Raw genomic sequence first — 22204 nt, forward strand, 5'->3', positions numbered from 1 at the left:
AAAAGAGATAAGGATGATATGAAATGGTGCAAAATGTAAAGGAGAGAGTGAAAATTGAAGATATCTTAATGGCCCATAATTGCATGAAAGATATCGTTATTAAAACACCGTTACAACGAGATTCAGTTTTATCTGAGAAATATGAATGTGACGTATATGTGAAGCGAGAAGATTTACAAGTTATTCGTTCTTTCAAAATTCGTGGTGCGTATAATTTAATTCAAAGTTTACCGAAAGAAAAGTTACAAAATGGTGTTGTTTGTGCAAGTGCTGGTAATCATGCACAAGGAGTTGCTTATACGTGTAATTTATTGAAGATTCCATCTAAAATCTTTATGCCAACAACAACACCAAAACAGAAAGTATCACAAGTTCAATTTTTTGGTGGTAGCTTTGCAGAAATCGTGTTAGTTGGTGATACATTTGATAGTGCTTTCCAAGAGGCACAGCGCTATTGTGAGGAAAATAGGATGACATTTGTTCATCCATTTGATGATCCGTATGTGATTGCGGGGCAAGGAACGGTAGCTGTTGAAATTATGCACGATATGGATAAGGCAGTTGATTATCTCTTTACGGCAATTGGTGGTGGTGGATTAGCCTCAGGAACTGGTACATATGTAAAAGGGGTTAGTCCTACTACAAAGGTAATCGGTGTAGAACCGATGGGAGCTGCATCTATGAAAGAAGCTTTTCTTCAAAATGAAAATGTTGCATTAGAAAAGATTGATAGTTTTGTTGATGGTGCAGCTGTTAAAAAGGTAGGAAAGTTAACATTTGAAACATGTAAAGATGTAATTGATGACATTGTTTTAGTACCGGAGGGAAAGGTTTGTACAACGATTTTAGAATTGTATAAGAAAAATGCGATTGTAGCTGAACCAGCTGGTGCGCTTTCTATTGCGGCACTTGATCTATACAGAGATGAAATAAAGGGGAAAACAGTTGTATGTACGTTGAGTGGTGGGAATAATGATATTGATAGAATGCAAGAAATGAAAGAACGTTCCCTTATTTATGAAGGATTAAAACATTACTTCATTATCGAATTTCCACAGCGTTCAGGTGCACTGCGAGAGTTTCTTGATAAAGGATTAGGACCGGAAGATGATATTACTCGCTTTGAGTATATTAAGAAACATAATAAAGAAAATGGTCCAGCTTTAGTGGGGGTAGAATTAAAACATAGGGAAGACTATGAAGCTTTAATTACTCGTTTTCAAGAAAATAACATTCAATTTGTGGAGCTTAATAAAAATCCTGTGCTGTTTGATTTACTTATTTAATAAAAGAAAAGAGTTAACATACAATTCTACTTGAAATAAAAAAGATAGATACAAGCGGAGGGAAATCCTGCTTGTTCTATCTTTTTTATTCTTTGAAAGTTAAACGAAATACGCTCCATATTTAAGAAGGATAAAGCTAGTTAACCAAAAAAGTATTGCAATACGAATGATTAAGTACATTGTAAATTCAAAGGGAGAAAGTTCTCTCTCTCGCTTTATTTTTCTTAGAAGTCTAACAGAAAAAAGGGAACATAAAAGCAGGATCGCTATAGATATTTCATAGATGTTTTCTAACAGACTTATATTTTCTAACAAGTTTTTCAGCATATTCATCACCTTTTTGTAATGTATATCACAGAGAAATGGATCTCATGCTGTTTAGTTGCGTTTGTTTATTATTTTTCCAGTATCATCAATTTCTACATCAGTTGAAACCGTTTGTAAATATTGTAGTGCTTTTTTCTTTTCTTCTTCATTTACAGGGGAAACTTGGTTGTTGCGGATGATGTAAGGATTGAATGACATTTGGACATCCTTTCCTTTAAAGGTTAAAGTTAATACGCCAGTTTCGGCGCTTTTTCCATTCACATAACTTGGGAATAAAAAGTTTCCTAACGAGTATGCGATAGGAACTTTATTGTAATACTCAAACCCTTGTAACCAATGCGGGTGACTTCCAACGATAGCGTCAGCACCTGCCTCTACCATTTTAGGAACATATTGTTTTTGATACTCTATGGGGCGATTAGATTTTTCGACGCCCCAATGCATATAGACGATTACATAATCAGCATCTTTCTTTTGCTCTTGAATTGTTTTTGTTACAAGATCTAGATCATATCCGTTTGCAACGCCAGGTTTATTGTCACCAGCTACCCAATTAAAGTTAGGCATAAAGCGTACAAAGGAAAGAAATTTAAACTTTTTTCCTTTTACAGTTAGTTCACGAGCAGTATAGGCATCTTCAACATTTTTTCCGGCTCCAGTGTAGGGTAGTTTTAATTTTTCTACGTGAGAGATGGTGTCTAGTAGTCCATCTTGTCCATAATCAAGCGTATGGTTATTACCGATGTTCACGATGTCATATCCAGTGTTTTTAATGGCTTGTAGTGTTGAGGGGTCACTTTTAATCCAAAATTGTTGTCCAGGGACTCTTTTTTCTTTTGTTGTAAATGCAGACTCTAAATTAATAAAGGAAATATCAGCTTTCGTTATTTCCTCTTTTACATGTTGAAACGGATAATCAGCCCCATTTTTTTCAATTACGGGACGTAATTGCCAATCGAACATCGTATCACCAGAGAAGGTGAGTGTAATTTCAGGGTCTTCAGTTTTCTTTTCGGTCGTTGAATTTGCTTTGCTTGATGTGTTTTGTACATCTGGTTTATTTTTTGCTTTTGAAATGTAAGTATAATTGAGTAATAAAACAATTGGTGTAATGAAAAAGGCTATTAAAATAAGTCGTTTTAATAAAGTTTTCATAGTTACCGTCCCTTTTGGTTTTATCCCGCTTTATTCAACTGGTGAATTAGTGGGAGGTAAAAAACACCCCCTGACTAAAGTTTCACTTTATAACGTAATAGTGAACTTCCACAATGGTGCTAACAATGAATGTAGTAAAAATAAGTTATAGCTAGATTCATTGATGCAAAAAAAACGGGTTATTAATAGTGAAAATCATTTGTTAATATTCATAATATTAAGTTAACATATAGATAACCTTTAAATCAATGTGTAATCCAGAATGTAGTAATAAAGAACTCAGAGGGTGGAGAATGAAAATGGTTATATTAGGAGCAGTAGTAAATGGAGTTTGTATTATTTTTGGTACTCTGTTTGGTAAATTATTTAGTAACATTCCAGAAAGTATGAAAGGAACGATCATGCATGCAATTGGCTTAACGGTTGCTGTATTGGGGCTTCAAATGGCATTGAAGAGTGAAAATTTTCTCGTTGTGATTTTAAGTTTAGTCATTGGTGCGGTAATGGGAGAATGGCTACAATTAGAAGAAAGATTAAAACATTTAGGAGAATGGCTAGAAAATAAAGTTGGATCGAAAGGTAAAGGAAGTATATCAGAAGGGTTTGTAACAGCTACTCTAATTTTTGCAGTTGGAGCGATGGGGATACTTGGCGCATTAGACAGTGGTATTAGAGGGAATCACGATGTTTTATTCACAAAAGCGATTATTGATGGATTCATCTCTATTATATTAACGACAACTCTTGGGATTGGAGTGGTATTTTCAGCGATTCCAGTTATTTTATATGAAGGTGCCATTGCAATTTTTGCAACACAAATTAATAATTTTGTACCAGAGAAATTAATGAATCAATTTATAGTTGAAATGACAGCAACTGGTGGTATTATGATTTTTGCAATTGGATTAAACTTACTTGGGTTTATTAAAATTAAAGTAGCAAACTTACTTCCAGGTATATTAGTAGTTGGAGTAATTGTTTCTATTATATATGGATACGGTTTGATATTTAGTTTTTAGGGGGAAGGGATATAGATGGAGGAGTTCCAATTTACAAAACGTGCATATAAAATATTGGAGATTGCAACACGAGAGGCTGAGTGTAATAAAGGAATTATTCATCCAGTTCATCTATTTATAGGAGCTTGTAAGGAAGGTACTGGAGTTTGCGCGGAGTTACATATGTATTTATTTCACACGGTGGGTATGGATTTTTCAGCAAAAATATCGTTACTCCAACAATATTATGCAAATGAAATAGAATACATAAATGTTGGGGAGTTTAAAGTTTCAAATAAGACGATAGAAGTTTTAAAAGTAGCGAAGAAACGGATGGAACGTTTTCAGCAAGTATTAATAAATGAAGGGCATGTTTTATATGCACTGTTTCAAGTTGATACAGTTATTGAAAAGGTTATAAGTAAAAACGTGCAAAAAGAGGTATTGCAAATTACATCTGAGCCAAGAGACTTAACGGTCGCATTAAAAAGATTTAATCCTATTCATAATAATTTAAACTGTAATATTAGAAGAGCTGTCTCTTCTGACTTTAAAAAATTGGCACGTTTTGTTAAGGGTGAATTTGGTGAGCGTTGGTTAAAATCTTTAGATTATGGATTTCGGACATATAAAGAAGAGTTACCTATTTTTATTGCTGAGAAAGGAGGAGAAATTATTGGTTTCGCTTGTTACGATGTTGTGAGAGGAAAGAAAGGATTGTTTGGTCCGATGGGTACAGCGAAACATAATCGTGTGAACGGTGTTGGGAAGATGTTATTGAATCATTGTTTATATAACATGAAAAAAAGTGGATATGAGTATACAATTATAGGACAAGCAGGTCCGATTGAGTTTTATGAGAGGTGCTGTAATGCACGTTTAATACCGATAGAGGATAATTAACCAACTCCATTTGCAGGGGAGTTGGTTTTATTATGAAAACAGTGTGTCGATGTAGTGAGTATTTGTAAATCAGGATGTTCTTTTTTGTTAAAAATACTTGTATTTTGTTTGAAAATAGCGGGATTTGTAATTAATATTACGTATAAATCAAATTACTAAACTTTTTCTAGGAAACGGTGTAGAATGGGTATCGAATGAAAGAAGGTGTAAAAATGGCCAGCTGGAAACGGAATTTAATGATTTGTTGGCTAGGTTGTTTTACCACTGCAGCCGGTATGAGTTTAGTAATTCCTTTTTTATCTTTTTATATTGAGGAATTAGGAGTGACTGGCACTTCTAGTATTGCACAGTGGTCGGGACTTGCATTTGGTGTAACATTTTTAATGGGTGCGATCGTATCACCGATATGGGGAAAGCTCGGTGATATACATGGACGGAAATTGATGCTTATTCGTGCAAGCCTTGGTATGGCGATTATTATGACACTTATGGGGTTTGTGACGGACGTGTATCAACTAGTCGCACTTCGGTTTTTAATGGGAGCGGTATCTGGTTTCCTTTCTACAGCGATGACATTTATTGCTGCAGAAACTCCGCAAGAACATTCAGGTTGGGCAATTTCTACAATCTCAACTGGAGGCGTGAGTGGTTCATTACTTGGGCCGATGCTCGGAGGTTATTTGTCAGAGTTAATCGGAATGCGCCATGTTTTTCTAGTTACAGGAGCTTTCTTATTCCTTTCCTTTCTTATCGTCTTTTTCTTTTTACATGAGGAGAATCATTCTGCTAAAGCAAAAAAGGCACAGCCGAAAAAAGTATGGACGATGGTCCCGGCAAAACATTTAATAATAAGTTTATTTGTAGCAACGTTTATTATTCAGCTTGCAAATATGTCAATTCAACCTATTATTACGTTGTACGTAAAGCATTTGGCAGGACCAGGAACAGATCATATTGAAATGATTGCAGGTGCAGTCATGTCTGCGACAGGTTTAGCAGTTATTTTGGCAGCTCCTAAGCTAGGAAGATTATCAGATCATATCGGTCCTCAAAAAACTTTAGTTGTAGCGTTGTTTGCTGCAGGAATTATTTTTATCCCGCAAGCATTTGTCACCTCAGCTTGGCAACTATTAATACTTCGTTTTTTATTAGGTATCGCACAAGCAGGATTATTACCTTCCGTACAAACTCTACTAAAACAACATACACCAACCCATGTAACGGGACGAATATTTGGATATAATCAATCGTTTCAGTTTTTAGGAAATATGATTGGGCCGGTGCTTGGTGGGCAAATTGCAGCCCATGCAGGATTCCAATATGTTTTCTTCTCCACATCATCACTATTATTTATTGCGTGTATTTGGGTATATTTTCATAGTAAGAATGCAGAGGTATCAGAGAAACAACATTTGGAAGTTAGTTAACTAGGTGAATGAAAAAGAGGAAAAGGATGAAGCGATATTCGCTTCATCCTTTTTTATTAAAATTCAAGACAAAGATAACTTAATGTACCAAGCTCGTAACTACGATGAATGACTTCTCCGTTATTCTCACCGCTTCCCATTGCGATAAATAACGGAATGAAATGCTCTGCTCTTGGCACAGCTAATTGTGCATGAGGAGCATTTTTTTCCCAATTAAACAACGCATCTTTATCGTTAGTCTGCATATGATTTATAATCCAATCATCAAATTCAATTGCCCATTGTTCCGGAGTTGTTTGATTCCATTTTAATGCACGTAGATTATGAACGGTAACACCGCTGCCGATTACTAAAATATCTTCTTGTCCAAGTCCTTGTAGTGCACGCCCAATTTCATATTGTTCCTGCGCAGGAAGGAAAGGATTTACTGATATTTGTACGACAGGAATATTTGCTTCTGGATACATACGATGCAGGAGTGTCCATGAACCGTGATCTAAACCTCTCGTCGTATTTTTATGGACTGTAATTCCTTTGTTTTTAAATTTTTCTTCCAGCATAGTTGCAATGCTAGAAGAACCTTTAGCGCGATATTTTATTTCATATAACTCAGGAGGGAATCCGCCGAAGTCATAAATTGTTTCATATTCGTCATCTGAAGAGGAAATCGTTAATACTTCACTTTCCCAGTGAGCGGTGAAAATAACAATTGCTTTCGGTTTATATGTTTCTCCCAGTGTTTTTAAAAAACTTGTATAGTCTGTATCTTGAATAGCGAGCATAGGTGATCCATGTGCTAAAAATAGTGATGGCATCATAATTGAAACCTCCTAAAAATATATTGATTACTTTATGTAAGTAACTATATAATTTTATTTACGGTTCGTCAAGATAATAGTTTGAAACTTAAACGGAAAGGTACGGAATTTGTCATAATGAAAGCAATTGCATATAATACATAATAAGAATAATGAATGTATATTCATTTTTGAAAAGAGATACATAATAGATTTGGGGGCTGTCGAAATGAACATACAGGAAAATTTCGTTACGGCGTTGGATGAATCGGAAATTTATTTACGCAAGTGGTTACCAGAAGGAGATCCGCGAGGGATTGTTCAAATTGCACATGGTATGACAGAACATGCAGGTGTGTATATAGAATGTATTGATGCTTTATTGGAAGCAGGATATGGTGTTTATGCTCATGATCATAAAGGACATGGGAAAACAGTGAAAAGAGAAGAAGACTATGGACATTTTGAGCCGGATATAGGCTGGAGTCAGGCTGTATCCGATGTTATTTTTGTATCAGAAACGATAAAAAAAGAACAGACATGTCCACTGTTTTTACTCGGACATAGTATGGGCTCTTTTTTATCAAGACGAGCTGTGCAACTTAGAGGCGAATTATATGATGGATTTCTCATTTCAGGAACTGGGGGGAATCCAGGGGTTTTAGGCAGCATTGGTCATAAAGTAGCAACAATTGAAATGAAACTACGCGGAAAGAAAACGAAAAGTCCGATGTTGAATTTTTTATCTTTTGGTAATTTCAACTCAAACTTTAAGCCGAATCGTACAAAATTTGATTGGCTATCTTCAGATATAAATCAGGTTGATAAATATATTGCCGATCCGTTATGTGGATTCATTTGTACGACTAGTTTTTACCGAGAATTATTTCATGGAGTATTAGAAGTAAATAAAATAGAAGAATACAAGAAAACGCCAAAAAATCTTCCGATACACATATTCTCTGGAGATCGTGATCCAGTTGGAGATATGGGGAAAGGTGTAAAAGAAGTATACGAAAACTATAAAAAATGCGGTGTGAAAGATGTAACACTTCGATTATATGAAAATGGTAGACATGAAATGTTCCATGAAGTGAATAGAGAAGATGTATTTCAAGATTTGATTTCATGGTTAGATGAGCATAATAAATGAGAATGAAAGTATTTAAAGTCCAAACTATATGGTTTGGGCTTTTTGTTTTATCTTATTATTTGTAGGTTAACAATTTGAAGAGATAAAGAATTCACGCCGTTGCAGTGAGGGGGGAAATCGAAAAATTAATAGAATAACAATAAAATGAAACTTTAATCAGTGGGGTTTTGTTCACCCCCCACTGATTATTAGCCTTCACCAATCGGGCGTTTACGGACAGCCCGACTCCCACCTAACTTCTTTGCTCCAGCCGAATTTTGAGGTGGGAGTCTTACTGCCCGTTAATTCGGGATAAATAGCCATTCATGAAAAGGGAGATTGAACCGTGCAAATACGAGAAGCTGTATTATGTGAAACAGATGAACTAAGTGAACTCGCTTTACTTTCAAAAGCAACTTGGGATTATAACGAAGAATTTATACTTGCTTGTAAGGAAGATTTAACAATTACTGAAGAGTACATAAAAGATAATTTTGTATATGTTTTAGAAAATGATAATACAAAGATTGGATTCTTTTCATTTTTACGTAATGAAAATACTCTCGATTTCCTATACATTCATCCTGATGATAAGGGAAAAGGATATGGGAAAATACTTTGGATGTTTGTAATAGAAAAAGCGAATGAACTAGGATTAAAAAGTTTTACAATTGATAGTGATCCGAATGCGAAAGGGTTTTATTTAAAAATGGGAGCAAAGTTAATCGGGGAGACACCATCAACTGTTTTTAAAGATAGATTGTTACCTCTCTTGCAATATGATGTGTAAAACTACCAATATCAGGGGAAGATGAGAATGGGTAATGTGAAGAAAAAACAAATATATGAGGCGTTAATAAAATCGTGGTCGATTGAAACAAGTTCAAAGTGGACGAGCGAAAATCCAGCAAAGGTACAATGTGGTGTAACGGCTCTAGTTGTTTAAAAATTATGCGGGAGAAAGATTAAAAAGACGAGAGTAGGAGAAGTGTGGCACTTTTATAACTTTTTAGATGAACAGAGGTATGATTTTACAAAAACACAATTTAATGAAGAATTGAATTATATGGATGTGGAATCAAATCGAGAAGAAGCATTTGCAGATACAAATGAAAAACAATATGACATTTTGAAGAAAAAGATAGTTAAAGAATTAAAATTATCTTTTGACTCTTAATCTTCGATAAGTTACTATAATGGTGGTAACTAATTAAAGGGAACTTCATAGAGTTGAAAGGGGAAATACTTTTGAAAACAGCTTATGTAAGCGCTACTATTGTAACGATGAATGAACAAAATGAAGTAATAGAAAATGGATATATCATTGTAGAAAATGATCAAATTATAGAAGTGAATAGCGGAGAAATCCCTTCTCATTATGAAGTGGATGAAGTGATAGATATGAAAGGGAAGTGGGTTTTACCAGGGCTTGTCAATACACATACTCATGTTGTCATGAGTCTTTTGAGAGGTATTGGCGATGATATGTTATTACAGCCATGGCTTGAGACGAGAATTTGGCCACTTGAAAGCCAATTTACTCCAGAACTTGCGGTTGCTAGTACGGAATTAGGATTGCTTGAAATGGTGAAAAGCGGTACAACTACATTCTCTGATATGTTTAATCCAATTGGAGTAGATCAAGATTCGATTATGGAAACAGTATCAAAAAGCGGAATGCGAGCTGCTGTTTCAAGAACTTTATTTAGCTTTGGAACGAAAGAAGATGAAAAGAAAGCAATCGAAGAAGCTGAGAAATATGTGAAGCGATATTATAAGGAAAGTGGTATGTTAACTACGATGGTTGCGCCGCATAGTCCATATACATGTTCTACAGAAATGTTAGAAGAGTGTGCACGTATTGCAGTAGAAAATCAAACTATGGTTCATATCCACCTTTCTGAAACAGAGCGTGAAGTACGTGATATTGAAGCACAGTATGGAAAACGTCCAGTAGAATATGCGGCAAGTTGCGGATTGTTTAAACGTCCAACAGTTATTGCGCATGGTGTAGTATTAAATGAAAATGAGCGTGTATTTTTAGCAGAACATGATGTTCGAGTAGCTCATAATCCAAATAGTAATTTAAAGCTAGGTTCTGGTATAGCGAATGTAAAAGCGATGCTAGAAGCAGGGATTAAAGTAGGGATTGCAACAGATAGTGTTGCGTCTAACAATAATTTAGATATGTTTGAAGAACTGCGCGTTGCAACTTTATTACAAAAAGGTATTCATCAAGATGCAACAGCATTACCAGTTGAAACAGCTCTTTCGCTTGCAACAAAAGGAGCTGCGGAAGTAATTGGCATGAAACAAACGGGATCACTTGAGGTTGGAAAGTGTGCTGATTTTATTACGATTGATCCATCTAATAAGCCGCATCTACAACCAGCAGATGAAGTATTATCGCATCTTGTGTATGCTGCTAGTGGAAAAGATATAAGCGATGTAATTATTAATGGTAAACGTGTTGTTTGGAATGGTGAATGTAAAACATTAGATGAAGAGCGTATTATATTCGAAGCGAGTCGATATAAAAAAGGTTTGCAAAGATAGATATTTAAATGCAATTTGAGAAAGCTATCCTTTCTAGAAAATAGAATAGGATAGCTTTTTTTGTTGAGCGAATAAATATTCAATAGAATGTCGCATCTTTCTATTGATATTTCTGCTATAATATATAACGTTTTATAATATCTTATTTTTAAGGAGAACAATTCATGAAGCGAAAAAAGAGCCATTTAATGGTAATGGCACTTGTTACATCTTTATTATTAACAGCTTGTAATAATAAGGCGAATAAAAGTGATACAGAGGCTGAAAAACAAGTGTTAAATGTAACAGTATCAGAAGAAGTTCCTTCTCTTGATACTGCGAAAACGATGGATGGTACGTCAGCACACGTTATGCAAAACATATTTGAAGGGTTGTATGTACTAGATGATCAAGATCATCCTATTCCAGCAGTAGCAAGATCGTTTGAAAGAAGTGAAAATGGTAAAAAATATACATTTGATTTGCGTAAAGATGCAAAATGGTCAAATGGAGAATCAGTAACAGCAAACGATTTTATGTTTGCGTGGAGACGAGCGGTAAGCCATGAAACAGCGTCTCAATATGCATACATGCTGTTTTATATAAAAAATGCGAAAGAAATAAATAAAGGAACAATTCCTCTTGATGAACTTGGTGTAAAAGTAGTAGATGATTATACGCTAGAAGTTGAACTAGAACAGCCGACTCCGTATTTTTTACAGTTGCTAGCGCTACCTATATACTTACCACAGCACGAATCATTTTTGAAAGAGCAAGGACAGAATTATGCATTGGAACCTAGTAATCTCATTTATAACGGCCCATTTGTATTAGAAAAATGGAACCATGAACAAGAGTTTCAATTAAAGAAGAATGCTACGTATTGGGATCAAAAGAAAGTGAAATTAGACGAGATAAACTTTCATATCGTAAAGGATACAATGACAGCTGTAAATTTATATGAAGCTGGTGATTTGGACCGAGTACCTATTAATTCACAAGTTGTAGACAAGTATAAAGGGAATAAGGAATTACATATGTCGAGTGATCCTGGAATTGCTATGTTACGTTTTAATGAGAAAAATAATGCGTTAGCAAATAAGAAAGTGCGTCAGGCTATCTCGTTAGCGTTAAATAAAGATGATTTCGTTGCTCACTTTATTAATAACGGGGCAAAACCTGCAAGTGGACTTGTACCAGTTGGTCATGTGAATGAAGAGACGGGCAAAGATTTTAGAAAAGAAAACGGAGATATTTCTTCATATGATTTACAAAATGCGAAAAAGGTTTGGGAAGAAGCGAAAAAAGAACTTGGAGTAGAACAAGTAAAACTCGAGTTTTTAACGTTTGAACAAGATAACGCAAAACGTATGGCAGAATATATAAAAGGTGATTTAGAAAAGAATTTGCAAGGATTAACGATACAAATTAAACAACAGCCGTTTAAACAAAAGTTACAACTAGAACAAACAGGCGATTACGATATATCTATGGTAAATTGGGGACCAGATTATAAAGACCCAATTAGTTATTTAGAGCTATTTACGACGAGTAATCCAAATAATAAAATGAGTTACTCCAATTCTCGTTACGATGAGTTAATAAAGAAAGCGAAAAATGATTTTGTACTAAATCAGGAGAAACGATGGGAAGCGTTGCGAGAAGCTGAGCAAGTCTTATTAGAAGATGCTGCTGTGGCACCGCTTTATCATATTGGTTCAGCTTATGTACAAAAGGATTATGTGAAAGGAATTGAAAAGCATCAATTTGGTGGTGTTTATACGTATAAGAATGCTTATATGGAAGATAAATAGATGTATTTATTATAAAAAAAGAAACCTTACTTTTGAGAGTGAGGTTTCTTTTTTACATATGAGTTCTATTAAACCGATTTTAATAAAGAATAAAAATTTGTATCATATGGAATATCATCTTGATACATATAATTTTTCAGAACACCTTCTTTTTCAAACCCTAATTTTAATAGCACTTTATTTGAAGCCTCGTTTTCAAGAAATACAATTGCCCCGATACGTTTTAAATGGAGCGTATAGAAGCCGTAAGATATTATTTCAGAAACTGCCTCAGTAGCATATCCATTTCCCCAGTGTTCAGGGAAAAAGGCATAACTTATATTTGCTCGTTTATGTTCAGAAGACCAATCGTGAAAACCAATTGTTCCAATGAGCCCTTTCTTGTCTTTTAATTCGATGCCCCATTTAATGCCGCTTCTTGTGTTGTAACTCAACTTAAAATTATTAAGGATTTGTTTTACTTGATCCAAATTTTGTAATGGTTTTTGTCCATAATGGCGCAGGACATCGGTATTAGAAAAGCAATGTAATATACTCGGTGCATCTTCTTCAGTAAGTTCTCTTAAAATAAGTCGCTCAGTTTTTAATAAAGGAAACATGTTTTCACTCCTGTTCATATGAAACTAGAATGTATTTGTTATTATATAATTTAATCTGAAAATAAAGATTATTCAAGGTGTAATAAGGGTAAGTTTGATTTATGTTAAAATTGAATGTGGAATATATTTCAAAAAAGAGGTTTAGAAATGGAAAAAAACTCAATTTTAATCGTAGACGACGATCAAGATATTATTCAGTTTATTAACGTGAATTTAATACAAGAAGGTTTTACTGTTTTTAGTGCTGATAACGGCGAAGAGGCATTAGAGATAATAAATCATAACAGTATTCAACTTGCTATCCTTGATATTATGATGCCTCAAATGGATGGTATAGAACTGTGTAGAAGGATTAGAGAGAAACATAGTTGGCCAATTATGTTTTTAAGCGCGAAGTCATCAGATATAGATAAGGTAATTGGATTTAGTACTGGGGCAGATGATTATATTGTGAAGCCATTTAGCACGATTGAATTTGTAGCCAGGGTGAAAGCTCAATTAAGAAGATATACATATTTCAATCAAAATAATGTCCAAGTAATTGAAAAAAAGATAAACATTAGAGGTTTAGAAATAGATGAAGTGTCGAGAACAGTAATGCTATATGGACAAGCAATTAATCTTACGAAAACTGAATATGATATTTTGCATTTAATGGCAGAAGCAAGGAATCGTGTTTTTACTATTGAAGAAATATATGAAAGTGTTTGGAAGGAAAGGGCACATGAAAGTAATAACACAGTAATGGTTCATATTGCGAGATTGAGAAATAAAATTGAAGAGAATTCAAAAGAACCGAAGTTTATTCAAAATGTTTGGGGAGTCGGGTATAAAATTGGAGATTAAAACATTACAAGGAATTAGAGCTAAATTCTTTATCGCGTTTATATGTAGTATTTTATTAGCTACGGTAAGTATCATATTAGTTCAAATTTTATTAGGACTTGTATATGGTGATGTTGCTGCGCTAGAGGAAAGATATTCATTTCTTTATTTTATAGCTTTTCTTCTTTTAACGACTATATATTTTGCATTACTGACAAAAACAACTATAAAAAGATTGAATGAGATTAACCAAAGTGTGAAGGAAATAAGTAATGGTAATTTGGAAATACATATACCTATTTCGCAAAGTGATGAGATTGGTGAACTAGCGAAGAATGTGAATAGAATGGCTCAAAGTTTAAAAGTGTCTATTGAGAATGAAAAAAAATCACAGGAAATGAAAAATGAAATGATTAGTAATATCTCTCATGACTTACGAACGCCTGTAACATCTCTAATAGGTTATGCTGACCTGTTAGGAAATAAGCTGCATTCAAATGTAGAAGAATGTGAAGAATATGTAAGTGTATTAAAGCGAAAAAGCTATGAATTAAAAAGTCAGGTAGATGATTTGCTAGAATACTGTCAAATAAATTATAGAGAAATTGAATTACATAAAGATGTAATAAATATGAAAGCATTAATTGAGCAAATTATGATAGATTTTGTACCACAATTAGATGATGCGGATATGAGTTTTTATATTAATAGTGAAGAGGAGCTACATGTAGAAGTTGATGTAGCACTTATAGTGAGACTATTGGAAAATGTAGTTAGTAATAGCATTATGTATGGAAAAGCTGGAAAGGAAATTTTAATTCAAATTTCCAAAAGAGAAATGAATGTCGAAATAGAAATTAAAAATTTTGGACAATGCATTCCGAAAGAGAACCTTCCTTACGTTTTTGAAAAGTTTTATCGTGGTGAAAAATCACGTAGCTCTCATACGGGTGGGAAAGGAATGGGGCTTACAATTGCGAAAAGTATAGCAGAGCTCCATAAAGGAGATATCACTGTGCGTAGTAACGATAAAGAAACAGTTTTCACTGTAATTTTACCACAGTATACATAAATGTAAGAAAGTCGTAAGTATTTCTTTCATGTGTCGTAATTTTTACTTTGTATCATGGAGAACAAAGATATGAGAGTAGGGGTACAACATGTGGAAGAAATATTTGCTCGCAATTTTATTTGTTTTTTTAATTACAAGTTGGAGTGTTGTTTTTTTAGCTAATGGTGTAATATCAGTCTTTATTTGGTGGGTTATACAAGCTTTTAGTTTAGTTTCAATTTTTATCTTAATAGGATCAGTAGTAATGTTTGTTTGGAAAAGCATTTTTAGAAAGCGGATAGATAGATTGCTACTCTTAATAGTTCTTTTCTCTATCATTGGAGCTTGGCCCATGGGGTGGTTCGCTAACATAGGTGGACTTGCTTATCCAGTAGATATAGAGTCTATGACTCCTAAAGCAGTAGTCCGCTTTCCATTGAACAAACGGGCGCTAATAGGTTGGGGTGGGGATCGACTGGAGACGAATTATCATGTGATAAAACCAAATGAACGATGGGCATACGATATTCTCATTCCACCTGCTGAAGTGAAAAGTAATAAGTTAGAGGATTATGGGATATATGGCGCAGATGTACTGGCACCGGCTTCTGGGACAGTTGTATCAATCAATAATGATGAAAAAGATTTAGTTCCGGGATCGGATGAATTTCAATCAATGGCGGGGAATCATATTTATTTACGACTAGATGAAACAGGGACATTTTTGTTTCTTGCCCATTTAAAGAAAGGGTCAATTAAAGTGAGGGAAGGACAACATGTAAATGAAGGAGAAGTTCTTGCTCAAGTTGGTAACTCCGGAAGTTCAAGTGAACCACATTTACATATCCATCATCAAAGGCAAGACCCATCCAAGGTAAGTATGTTTTTTGCGGAAGGATTGCCACTTTACTTTCGAACTGAAAAAGGCGCGACAATGCCAGAAAGAGGCACATATATAGGAGAGAATTAGAAGAGAAGCGTATCGCCTGAAAAAGGGTATTCCAAATTTAATTTGGAATACCCTTTTTCATTAACCAACAAATGTTTGATACAGTAAGAAAATATTTAAAGCGATAATGAGTGCAGCGATTAACCACGCGATAAATGTTGTAATGCGATGGTTGACGAGTGCTCCCATAATCTTTTTATTACTTGTGAACATGATAAGCGGTACTAATGCAAAAGCAATACCGAATGATAAGACAACTTGACTCATAACGAGAGCGTAAGTTGGATTTACGCCTAAAGCGATAATAACAAGAGGCGGAATCATTGTAATAAAACGGCGTAAATATAACGGAATATGCATGCGAATGAATCCTTGCATAATAATATCCCCTGACATTGTACCGACAGAAGAGCTAGATAATCCCGCTGATAAGAGTCCGATTCCAAATAAAGCAGCGGATACAGGACCGACTAAGTTACTAAATTGATTAAACGCAACATCTAAGTCTTCAACGTGTAGACCGTTTTTAAAGAATAGTGCAGCAGCAACAATTAACATACTTGCATTAATTGCTCCAGCGATAACCATTGCAATAATAATGTCGATGAATTCGAAGCGGAAAATCTTTTTCTTTTGTTCATCATTTGTTCCGACTACACGGCGCTGCGTTAAGGCGGAATGTAAATATATTGCGTGTGGCATTACTGTCGCACCTAAAATTCCAGCTGCTAATAAGATGCTATCCACACCTTGGAATTTTGGAGTAAATAGTCCTGAAAGAAGAGGGCTTAATTCCGGTTTTGCGTAAAAGACTTGGACACCAAAAGCGATAACAACGATAAAAATCATTCCTGTTATGATAGCTTCTAATGGACGAAAGCCTCTGCGTTGAAATTCAAGAATAATAAATGATCCAACCGCTGTAATTAAAGCAGCTGGTAACATCGGAATTCCAAATAGTAAGTATAAGCCGAGTGCTGCCCCGATAAATTCAGCTAAATCTGTAGCCATAATAACGAGTTCCCCTTGTATCCATAAGCCGATGGAAACAGGTTTAGGGAAGTTTTCGCGAGCTACTTCAGGAAGGTTTTTCCCAGTAGCGATTCCTAATTTAGCTGATAAAGTTTGAATTAATACAGCCATTAAATTAGAAGCGAATATTACCCAAAGTAATAAATACCCATACTGTGACCCAGCCGCGATATTTGTAGCAAAGTTTCCGGGATCAATATAAGCAACCGAGGCGATAAAAGCAGGGCCTAAGAATGGTAACAGTCTTTTAAATCCTTTTGTTTGTCCACTTAACGCTAAATGAGCTGATTGAACAGTTGTACTTTGAGAAGGGACTTGTTCATCTTTTGATATATCTTTATTCATAGTAGTATTCCCCTTTGAAATCTTAACTTGATGAAATTATTGTATTTTATTCTTACTCATTATTTCAATACATTTAGATATATTATGTGGCAATTTCATTTGAACATAAAAGTTTCCTTAATGCAAATTATATGACTGTACGCAATGAATGGTGTGATGATGCGAAAAAAATTGGGAGTTTATGGTTTCTGGATAAGGAAGAAGATAATAAATTATAGGGGTGTTTTTGAAATTTATGTGAACATACAGCCTATATTACAGCATATTAATTGATGGAAATGAAATTGTATGATATATAATATATTGGGATTACAACCTAACCGTAGTGTTTTGTTCTGTAATCTTGTTTTTATTTTTGTTAACTTATAGAAAAAATTGTAAATAGAAGAAAATAGGCTAAGTACAATTTTGTGTATATTTTCTTATTATATATGTTTTGATATGAACGTTAACTTATACATGATTTTAAAATTTAGATAGGTGGTAGAAATACATTGGCAACTACAAAACCATATAGAGTATTACTATATTACATGTACACAACAATTGAAAACCCAGAAGAATTTGCTGAACAGCATTTAGAATTTTGTAAATCACTGGAGTTAAAAGGAAGAATTCTTGTAGCGACAGAAGGAATTAACGGAACTTGTTCTGGTACTGTTGAGCAAACAGAGAAATACATGGAAGTAATGAACAATGATCCACGTTTCGCTGGAATCGTTTTTAAAATTGATGAGGCAGATGAACATGCATTTAAGAAAATGCACGTACGTCCTCGCCCAGAGTTAGTTACACTTCGTTTGGAAGACGACATTAACCCAAAAGAAATGACTGGGAAATATTTAGAACCAACAGAATTCTATGAGGCAATGAAACAAGAAAATACAGTTATCATTGATGCACGAAATGATTATGAGTTTGATTTAGGACACTTTAAAGGTGCGATCAAACCAGATATTGAATCATTCCGTGAATTACCAGATTGGATTAGAGAAAACAAAGAAACACTTGAAGGGAAAAAGATTTTAACGTACTGTACAGGTGGAATTCGCTGTGAGAAATTCTCTGGTTGGTTAGTTCGAGAAGGTCATGAAGATGTAAGTCAGCTTCACGGCGGAATTGTAACGTACGGAAAAGACCCAGAGGTACAGGGTGAACTTTGGGATGGTCAATGTTACGTATTTGATGAGCGTATCGCTGTACCAGTAAACCAAAAAGAGCACGTTATAGTTGGTAAAGATCATTTTACAGGTGAACCTTGTGAGCGCTATGTAAACTGTGCAAACCCTGAATGTAACAAGAAAATTTTATGTTCTGAAGAAAGTGAAGCAAAACATTTACGTGCCTGTTCTCATGAATGTCGTGTACACCCACGTAATCGTTATATAGTGCAACACGAATTAACAGAAGAGCAAGTAGCTGCTGCATTAGAAAAAATCGAAGCAGGGAAGTAAGCATAATAGAAAACAGATGGTAGCATCGTGCTGCCATCTGTTTTTTTATTTACCGAATTTAGGATACGGGAAAGCCCACGCAGGACTTTAGTCCGTCTTTAGACCTGGGATGAAAGCATCGTTTTTGCATAGCAAAACATGGTATACTTTATTCATAGTCATGCAAAAGACTCTAAAACGACTGTTCTCTGAAAACAGAATACATATGAGGTTGGGGTAGCAAATTCTTCTACTCTGTAAAATGTATTAAGTCGTCATGCAAAAGACGTAAAAACATTGAGAACCAACAATCTGTACGGTATGGTCACAGTACCGTAGCCCACGAACCTATATGGTCTGTTGTGGGAGTGGTGATGGCACACCGCAATCTTGCACGTCAGCGATACCAGAAATGGACTTCGCCTTTGGTAGCAAGAATCCCACTGACGTTAGTCAGCTGGCTCCTTTAGGGGTGGGAGTGTCAATTTGTACCATCTTTCTCTTTCACAGCAGACAATACAGTTTGTTTTACCCATGCTTTTCGAGTTTTACGTTGTATAGTCCATTGGTATAAACCTTGCACACCTAAAATAAGTGAAATGACTATGCCACTAATCGCTGTTAAAAGAGCGAAATATTCAAGGGGTGAAGATATCGGATTTGAATCGGTGTTTTTTAAAAGGTCAATCATAGTAAACCCTAACATTTGGCCCACTACAGAGTAGAGAGTTAAAATTAATAATAAAAGGCTATCTTTTTTAGAGGCAACATTTTCTTGATATTTAAACAAACTATCAAGATTTTGTTTCGCGTTCGTGAAGAGTATTTCAATATTAAAAAGCTTTCTTAAGCGAAAGAAAATATCTTCACTTTGTGATTGAGATACTAACTCTAAAGAAAAATAATTAGCTGTAAACGAATTGATAGAGTAGATTAGCTTCTCTATTTCATTTGTATCTTGTTCAATATTTAGTTCGGCATAAGCGTTTGCCATTTTTAATAAAACAATTTTATGAAATAGGTTTAATAATAAAGCGTAATAAAACTCCCCATACATTTGACTAGCAAGTTTAGTTATTTTACTCTCATCTTCGTTCGTTACACATGTAAAAATATGTTCTTCCATTATGAAATAACGATTAGGAGCCCATCGTTGGTAAGCATGTTGTTTTAAATAATCGTGAATATAAGGAAGATTATTTGCGCTCACATATGGTTTACCATCACTTGTTAATCCAGAAAGACTGGAAGTACGATAAACATCAATTACAGTAAGTTCCATATTTTCTTTTAGAGATAACAAAGTTTGAACGTACATTCTTTGGTCTTCGAAGAAAGGAAAGGTTTGAAAGTATGAACTTCTTACTCTTTTCTTTTCAAAGAATTCCGTTAAGCCGTTAAATAAATAACCAAAAATGAACTTTTCAACTTGTGAATATCTTTTTCCGTTACATTCTATACAAATGTTCTCGTCCTTTTCATTTCTCGTTTCAAGTACACGGAATCGAGAAGCGAATTCGATTGCTTCTGATAATGCCATACTTGGAGAAGTGTTAACTTCAGTTCGAATTGTTAAGAATCCAAGTTCATAAGGGCATAATGTTACATCGATTGAGTGTACTATGAATGGGACTGAGATAAGGTTTGTTGTTAAATGTCCATTTAAGTTAAGGTCTTTAGAATAGCGCTGCAGTCCTTTTTGATGTTCGGAATGAGGAAATAGAATTTTATTTGTAAATGAAAGATAATATGCTTCCATATTTTGATGTGAAACTTGAAACTTTCCGTAATATGTATTTTCATCTTCAAGATGATCGAGTCGAAAAGGACGAAAATCATTTTTTTGTAAGAAAGGGAACATATTTTGTTCATATCCAGTTTTAAACGAAAATGGGAATATAAATTGAAATATAGCTGTTGTTACATCTTTTTCCTCGATTTTTTGTATTGCCTCCATTAACGTTGTTTCCTTTCCATATAAGCTATAGAAACAACATGCCCAAATTCCCTTGGAAATAACCTCTCGTTTTCACTAGGTTAAGAATGAAAATTCAGCTTATTTAACAGGAGACCTGTATAATATTATGTATACTAAAACTAGTATGATTGTTTTATGAAAAGGGGGATGTAGTATGCGGATTTTAGTATTAGGAGCTGGTGGCGTCGGAGGATTTTTTGGTGGTCGATTAGTAGAAAAGGGAGAGGATGTTACATTTCTCGTTCGCAGCAAAAGAAAACAGAAATTAGAAGAAAAAGGACTTGTTATTCGTAGTGTTAATGGAGATTTTTCATTTCAACCGAAATTGATAACGAAAGAAGAGAGTACTTCTCCATTTGATGTAATTTTATTCTCAACAAAAGCGTATCACCTAAATGAAGCAATAACAGATTTGAAACCATTTGTAGGAGAGGATACAGTAATAATCCCATTGTTAAATGGTATCGCTCATTTAGCGCTATTACAAAAGGAATTCGGTGAAGAAAAGGTAATTGGTGGTTTATGCTTTATTGAAACGACATTAAATAGTGAAGGGGATGTCGTGCAAACTAGTGCTGCAAACAGACTTGTATTTGGGGAAATTAAGCCTCAAGATTCAGAGAGAATACAGCGTATTTCTAAAACATTTGCAGGTACGAAAACTAGTTTTGTTTTAAGTGAAAATATTTTGCAAGATATGTGGCATAAATATTTATTTATCACCGTAATGTCAGGTGTGACAACGTTAATGCGTGCGCCGATAGGACCGATTCGTGAGAGTGAAGGCGGACGTGACTTTATCCGAAATGTATTTGAGGAATCCATGCAAATCATGAGGGCATTTGGGGCTCCAGTTAAGGATAATATTGTTGAGGAACATATGAAAACAATTGACAAAATTTCTTATGATATGAAGTCGTCTATGCAGCGTGATATGGAAAAAGGTTCACTCATTGAAGGGGAACATTTGCAAGGACACTTACTGGAATTAGCGGAGCAATTTTCTAGAGATGTGCCTTTATTAGGCGTTGTATATCAAAATTTAAAGGTATATGAAGAAACGATCTTAAGCGAAAAAATAGTACAATTTTAATAGTATGAAAAAAGGGAAAGGATAGCAAAATATAAATACGTTGCTATCCTTTTTTATGTTCATTTTTGACAATCTATTCGTTTCTTTCAGTTCTTTTTGTCGTGTTTCTCTCTTTTTCACGGTTACCATATAATTGATTAATTTCATTTGCGACTACATCTAAATATGAGTCGGAAAAAAGTGGCTTCTTTTCTTTAGACATAAGGGTCTCCTTTGTGGATTTTTTAATATTCATTATGCATGTTTATGGGCGGATTATGCACAAAAATTTTAAATTTTTTCGTTTTTAAAATTTTTGTTTACTTTTTAAAAATAAAGGAGTATTATAATCCACAGTTTCAATTTTCTAAATCGCTGAAACCGCATGGTGCGGGGGACCCGTTTTAATGGATTAGTACATAATTCAATGGGGTGAATCCTTGAAAAAGGTAGGGCTACTCATAGGTCCGAATCCGACAGCTAACCTCGTAAGCGTTATATTGAGAAGGAAGGTGGAGCTTGTGCGACAAAAAAAATAATGTCTAC

At 34.6% G+C, this 22204-nt stretch carries 20 protein-coding genes, 1 pseudogene and 1 riboswitch; of the genes and pseudogenes, 14 read left to right on the forward strand and 7 right to left on the reverse strand.

The window, feature by feature from the left end; genetic code table 11:
* Positions 1–23: 23 nt before the first annotated feature.
* Complete coding sequence (ilvA, locus tag FT637_RS09830; RefSeq protein WP_193646092.1) at positions 24–1286, forward strand: threonine ammonia-lyase IlvA; 1263 nt, start codon at positions 24–26, stop codon at positions 1284–1286.
* A gap of 99 nt (positions 1287–1385) precedes the next feature.
* Here ilvA and FT637_RS09835 read toward each other — a convergent pair whose 3' ends face one another.
* On the reverse strand, positions 1386–1613 hold the full coding sequence (locus FT637_RS09835) for a hypothetical protein (RefSeq protein WP_193646251.1): 228 nt from the start codon (positions 1611–1613) through the stop codon (positions 1386–1388).
* A 51-nt stretch (positions 1614–1664) separates the two neighbouring features.
* A complete protein-coding gene (locus tag FT637_RS09840) occupies positions 1665–2768 on the reverse strand; it encodes a CapA family protein (RefSeq protein WP_193646093.1) in 1104 nt (367 codons plus the stop codon).
* A 299-nt stretch (positions 2769–3067) separates the two neighbouring features.
* On the opposite strand from FT637_RS09840, the gene FT637_RS09845 reads away from it, so the two are divergent.
* The 3 genes from FT637_RS09845 to FT637_RS09855 all read left to right on the forward strand — a co-directional run bounded on the left by FT637_RS09845 (position 3068) and on the right by FT637_RS09855 (position 6096).
* Positions 3068–3787 (forward strand): DUF554 domain-containing protein, encoded by a 720-nt coding sequence (locus FT637_RS09845; protein WP_193646252.1) that lies wholly within the window; start codon positions 3068–3070, stop codon positions 3785–3787.
* A gap of 15 nt (positions 3788–3802) precedes the next feature.
* Positions 3803–4669, forward strand: coding sequence for a GNAT family N-acetyltransferase (locus tag FT637_RS09850; protein WP_193646094.1), 867 nt, complete (start codon positions 3803–3805; stop codon positions 4667–4669).
* 212 nt (positions 4670–4881) lie between these two features.
* Positions 4882–6096: a multidrug efflux MFS transporter gene (locus FT637_RS09855; RefSeq protein WP_193646095.1), complete on the forward strand. Its 1215-nt coding sequence runs from the start codon at positions 4882–4884 to the stop codon at positions 6094–6096.
* Positions 6097–6152: 56 nt separating this feature from the next.
* Here the strand turns inward: FT637_RS09855 and FT637_RS09860 are convergent, their stop codons facing one another.
* Positions 6153–6914, reverse strand: a complete 762-nt coding sequence (locus FT637_RS09860; RefSeq protein WP_193646096.1) for a DODA-type extradiol aromatic ring-opening family dioxygenase — start codon at positions 6912–6914, stop codon at positions 6153–6155.
* Positions 6915–7122: 208 nt separating this feature from the next.
* Here FT637_RS09860 and FT637_RS09865 point away from each other — a divergent pair, with 208 nt between their 5' ends.
* The 5 genes and pseudogenes from FT637_RS09865 (at position 7123) to FT637_RS09885 (ending at position 12374) form a co-directional block, all read left to right on the forward strand.
* Positions 7123–8046, forward strand: a complete 924-nt coding sequence (locus FT637_RS09865; RefSeq protein ID WP_193646097.1) for an alpha/beta fold hydrolase — start codon at positions 7123–7125, stop codon at positions 8044–8046.
* 325 nt (positions 8047–8371) lie between these two features.
* Positions 8372–8815 carry a GNAT family N-acetyltransferase gene (locus FT637_RS09870; RefSeq protein WP_193646098.1) on the forward strand — a complete coding sequence of 148 codons (444 nt, stop codon included), beginning with the start codon at positions 8372–8374 and terminating at the stop codon, positions 8813–8815.
* Positions 8816–8842: 27 nt separating this feature from the next.
* Positions 8843–9202: pseudogene (locus FT637_RS09875) on the forward strand (hypothetical protein).
* Positions 9203–9255: 53 nt separating this feature from the next.
* Positions 9256–10581: a bifunctional S-methyl-5'-thioadenosine deaminase/S-adenosylhomocysteine deaminase gene (locus FT637_RS09880; protein WP_193646099.1), complete on the forward strand. Its 1326-nt coding sequence runs from the start codon at positions 9256–9258 to the stop codon at positions 10579–10581.
* A gap of 164 nt (positions 10582–10745) precedes the next feature.
* Positions 10746–12374, forward strand: coding sequence for a peptide ABC transporter substrate-binding protein (locus FT637_RS09885; protein WP_193646100.1), 1629 nt, complete (start codon positions 10746–10748; stop codon positions 12372–12374).
* Positions 12375–12442: 68 nt separating this feature from the next.
* Here FT637_RS09885 and FT637_RS09890 read toward each other — a convergent pair whose 3' ends face one another.
* Complete coding sequence (locus FT637_RS09890) at positions 12443–12973, reverse strand: GNAT family N-acetyltransferase (RefSeq protein ID WP_193646101.1); 531 nt, start codon at positions 12971–12973, stop codon at positions 12443–12445.
* A 147-nt stretch (positions 12974–13120) separates the two neighbouring features.
* Between FT637_RS09890 and FT637_RS09895 the strand changes: the two genes are divergently transcribed.
* From FT637_RS09895 to FT637_RS09905, 3 genes are all read left to right on the forward strand, one after another.
* A complete protein-coding gene (locus FT637_RS09895) occupies positions 13121–13819 on the forward strand; it encodes a response regulator transcription factor (protein ID WP_193646102.1) in 699 nt (232 codons plus the stop codon).
* On the forward strand, positions 13785–14870 hold the full coding sequence (locus FT637_RS09900) for a sensor histidine kinase (RefSeq protein ID WP_193646103.1): 1086 nt from the start codon (positions 13785–13787) through the stop codon (positions 14868–14870). Before FT637_RS09895 ends, FT637_RS09900 begins: the two co-directional genes overlap by 35 nt.
* Before the next feature lie 88 nt (positions 14871–14958).
* Positions 14959–15819, forward strand: a complete 861-nt coding sequence (locus tag FT637_RS09905) for a M23 family metallopeptidase (protein ID WP_193646104.1) — start codon at positions 14959–14961, stop codon at positions 15817–15819.
* A gap of 60 nt (positions 15820–15879) precedes the next feature.
* On the opposite strand, the gene FT637_RS09910 is transcribed toward FT637_RS09905, so the two are convergent.
* Positions 15880–17175 (reverse strand): Nramp family divalent metal transporter, encoded by a 1296-nt coding sequence (locus FT637_RS09910; protein ID WP_193646105.1) that lies wholly within the window; start codon positions 17173–17175, stop codon positions 15880–15882.
* Between the two features lie 494 nt (positions 17176–17669).
* Here FT637_RS09910 and FT637_RS09915 point away from each other — a divergent pair, with 494 nt between their 5' ends.
* Positions 17670–18629 (forward strand): rhodanese-related sulfurtransferase, encoded by a 960-nt coding sequence (locus tag FT637_RS09915; protein ID WP_193646106.1) that lies wholly within the window; start codon positions 17670–17672, stop codon positions 18627–18629.
* Between the two features lie 460 nt (positions 18630–19089).
* Here FT637_RS09915 and FT637_RS09920 read toward each other — a convergent pair whose 3' ends face one another.
* Complete coding sequence (locus tag FT637_RS09920; RefSeq protein ID WP_193646107.1) at positions 19090–20565, reverse strand: hypothetical protein; 1476 nt, start codon at positions 20563–20565, stop codon at positions 19090–19092.
* 175 nt (positions 20566–20740) lie between these two features.
* Between FT637_RS09920 and panE the strand changes: the two genes are divergently transcribed.
* Positions 20741–21679, forward strand: coding sequence for a 2-dehydropantoate 2-reductase (gene panE, locus FT637_RS09925; protein ID WP_193646108.1), 939 nt, complete (start codon positions 20741–20743; stop codon positions 21677–21679).
* Between the two features lie 73 nt (positions 21680–21752).
* Here the strand turns inward: panE and FT637_RS30295 are convergent, their stop codons facing one another.
* On the reverse strand, positions 21753–21881 hold the full coding sequence (locus FT637_RS30295; RefSeq protein WP_264675731.1) for a hypothetical protein: 129 nt from the start codon (positions 21879–21881) through the stop codon (positions 21753–21755).
* 140 nt (positions 21882–22021) lie between these two features.
* Positions 22022–22168, forward strand: a riboswitch (cyclic di-AMP (ydaO/yuaA leader).
* The last annotated feature ends 36 nt before the right edge of the window (positions 22169–22204 follow it).

The sequence above is a fragment of the Bacillus cereus genome, assembly GCF_015071065.1.
Taxonomy (GTDB): domain Bacteria; phylum Bacillota; class Bacilli; order Bacillales; family Bacillaceae_G; genus Bacillus_A; species Bacillus_A cereus_BA.

Bases quoted from the DNA above. Each gene is read 5' to 3' on its own strand.
- ilvA (WP_193646092.1), top strand. From the start codon at position 24: ATGGTGCAAAATGTAAAGGAGAGAGTGAAAATTGAAGATATCTTAATG.
- FT637_RS09835 (WP_193646251.1), bottom strand. From the start codon at position 1,613: ATGCTGAAAAACTTGTTAGAAAATATAAGTCTGTTAGAAAACATCTAT.
- FT637_RS09840 (WP_193646093.1), bottom strand. From the start codon at position 2,768: ATGAAAACTTTATTAAAACGACTTATTTTAATAGCCTTTTTCATTACA.
- FT637_RS09845 (WP_193646252.1), top strand. From the start codon at position 3,068: ATGGTTATATTAGGAGCAGTAGTAAATGGAGTTTGTATTATTTTTGGT.
- FT637_RS09850 (WP_193646094.1), top strand. From the start codon at position 3,803: ATGGAGGAGTTCCAATTTACAAAACGTGCATATAAAATATTGGAGATT.
- FT637_RS09855 (WP_193646095.1), top strand. From the start codon at position 4,882: ATGGCCAGCTGGAAACGGAATTTAATGATTTGTTGGCTAGGTTGTTTT.
- FT637_RS09860 (WP_193646096.1), bottom strand. From the start codon at position 6,914: ATGATGCCATCACTATTTTTAGCACATGGATCACCTATGCTCGCTATT.
- FT637_RS09865 (WP_193646097.1), top strand. From the start codon at position 7,123: ATGAACATACAGGAAAATTTCGTTACGGCGTTGGATGAATCGGAAATT.
- FT637_RS09885 (WP_193646100.1), top strand. From the start codon at position 10,746: ATGAAGCGAAAAAAGAGCCATTTAATGGTAATGGCACTTGTTACATCT.
- FT637_RS09890 (WP_193646101.1), bottom strand. From the start codon at position 12,973: ATGTTTCCTTTATTAAAAACTGAGCGACTTATTTTAAGAGAACTTACT.
- FT637_RS09895 (WP_193646102.1), top strand. From the start codon at position 13,121: ATGGAAAAAAACTCAATTTTAATCGTAGACGACGATCAAGATATTATT.
- FT637_RS09900 (WP_193646103.1), top strand. From the start codon at position 13,785: ATGTTTGGGGAGTCGGGTATAAAATTGGAGATTAAAACATTACAAGGA.
- FT637_RS09905 (WP_193646104.1), top strand. From the start codon at position 14,959: ATGTGGAAGAAATATTTGCTCGCAATTTTATTTGTTTTTTTAATTACA.
- FT637_RS09910 (WP_193646105.1), bottom strand. From the start codon at position 17,175: ATGAATAAAGATATATCAAAAGATGAACAAGTCCCTTCTCAAAGTACA.
- FT637_RS09920 (WP_193646107.1), bottom strand. From the start codon at position 20,565: ATGGAGGCAATACAAAAAATCGAGGAAAAAGATGTAACAACAGCTATA.
- panE (WP_193646108.1), top strand. From the start codon at position 20,741: ATGCGGATTTTAGTATTAGGAGCTGGTGGCGTCGGAGGATTTTTTGGT.
- FT637_RS30295 (WP_264675731.1), bottom strand. From the start codon at position 21,881: ATGTCTAAAGAAAAGAAGCCACTTTTTTCCGACTCATATTTAGATGTA.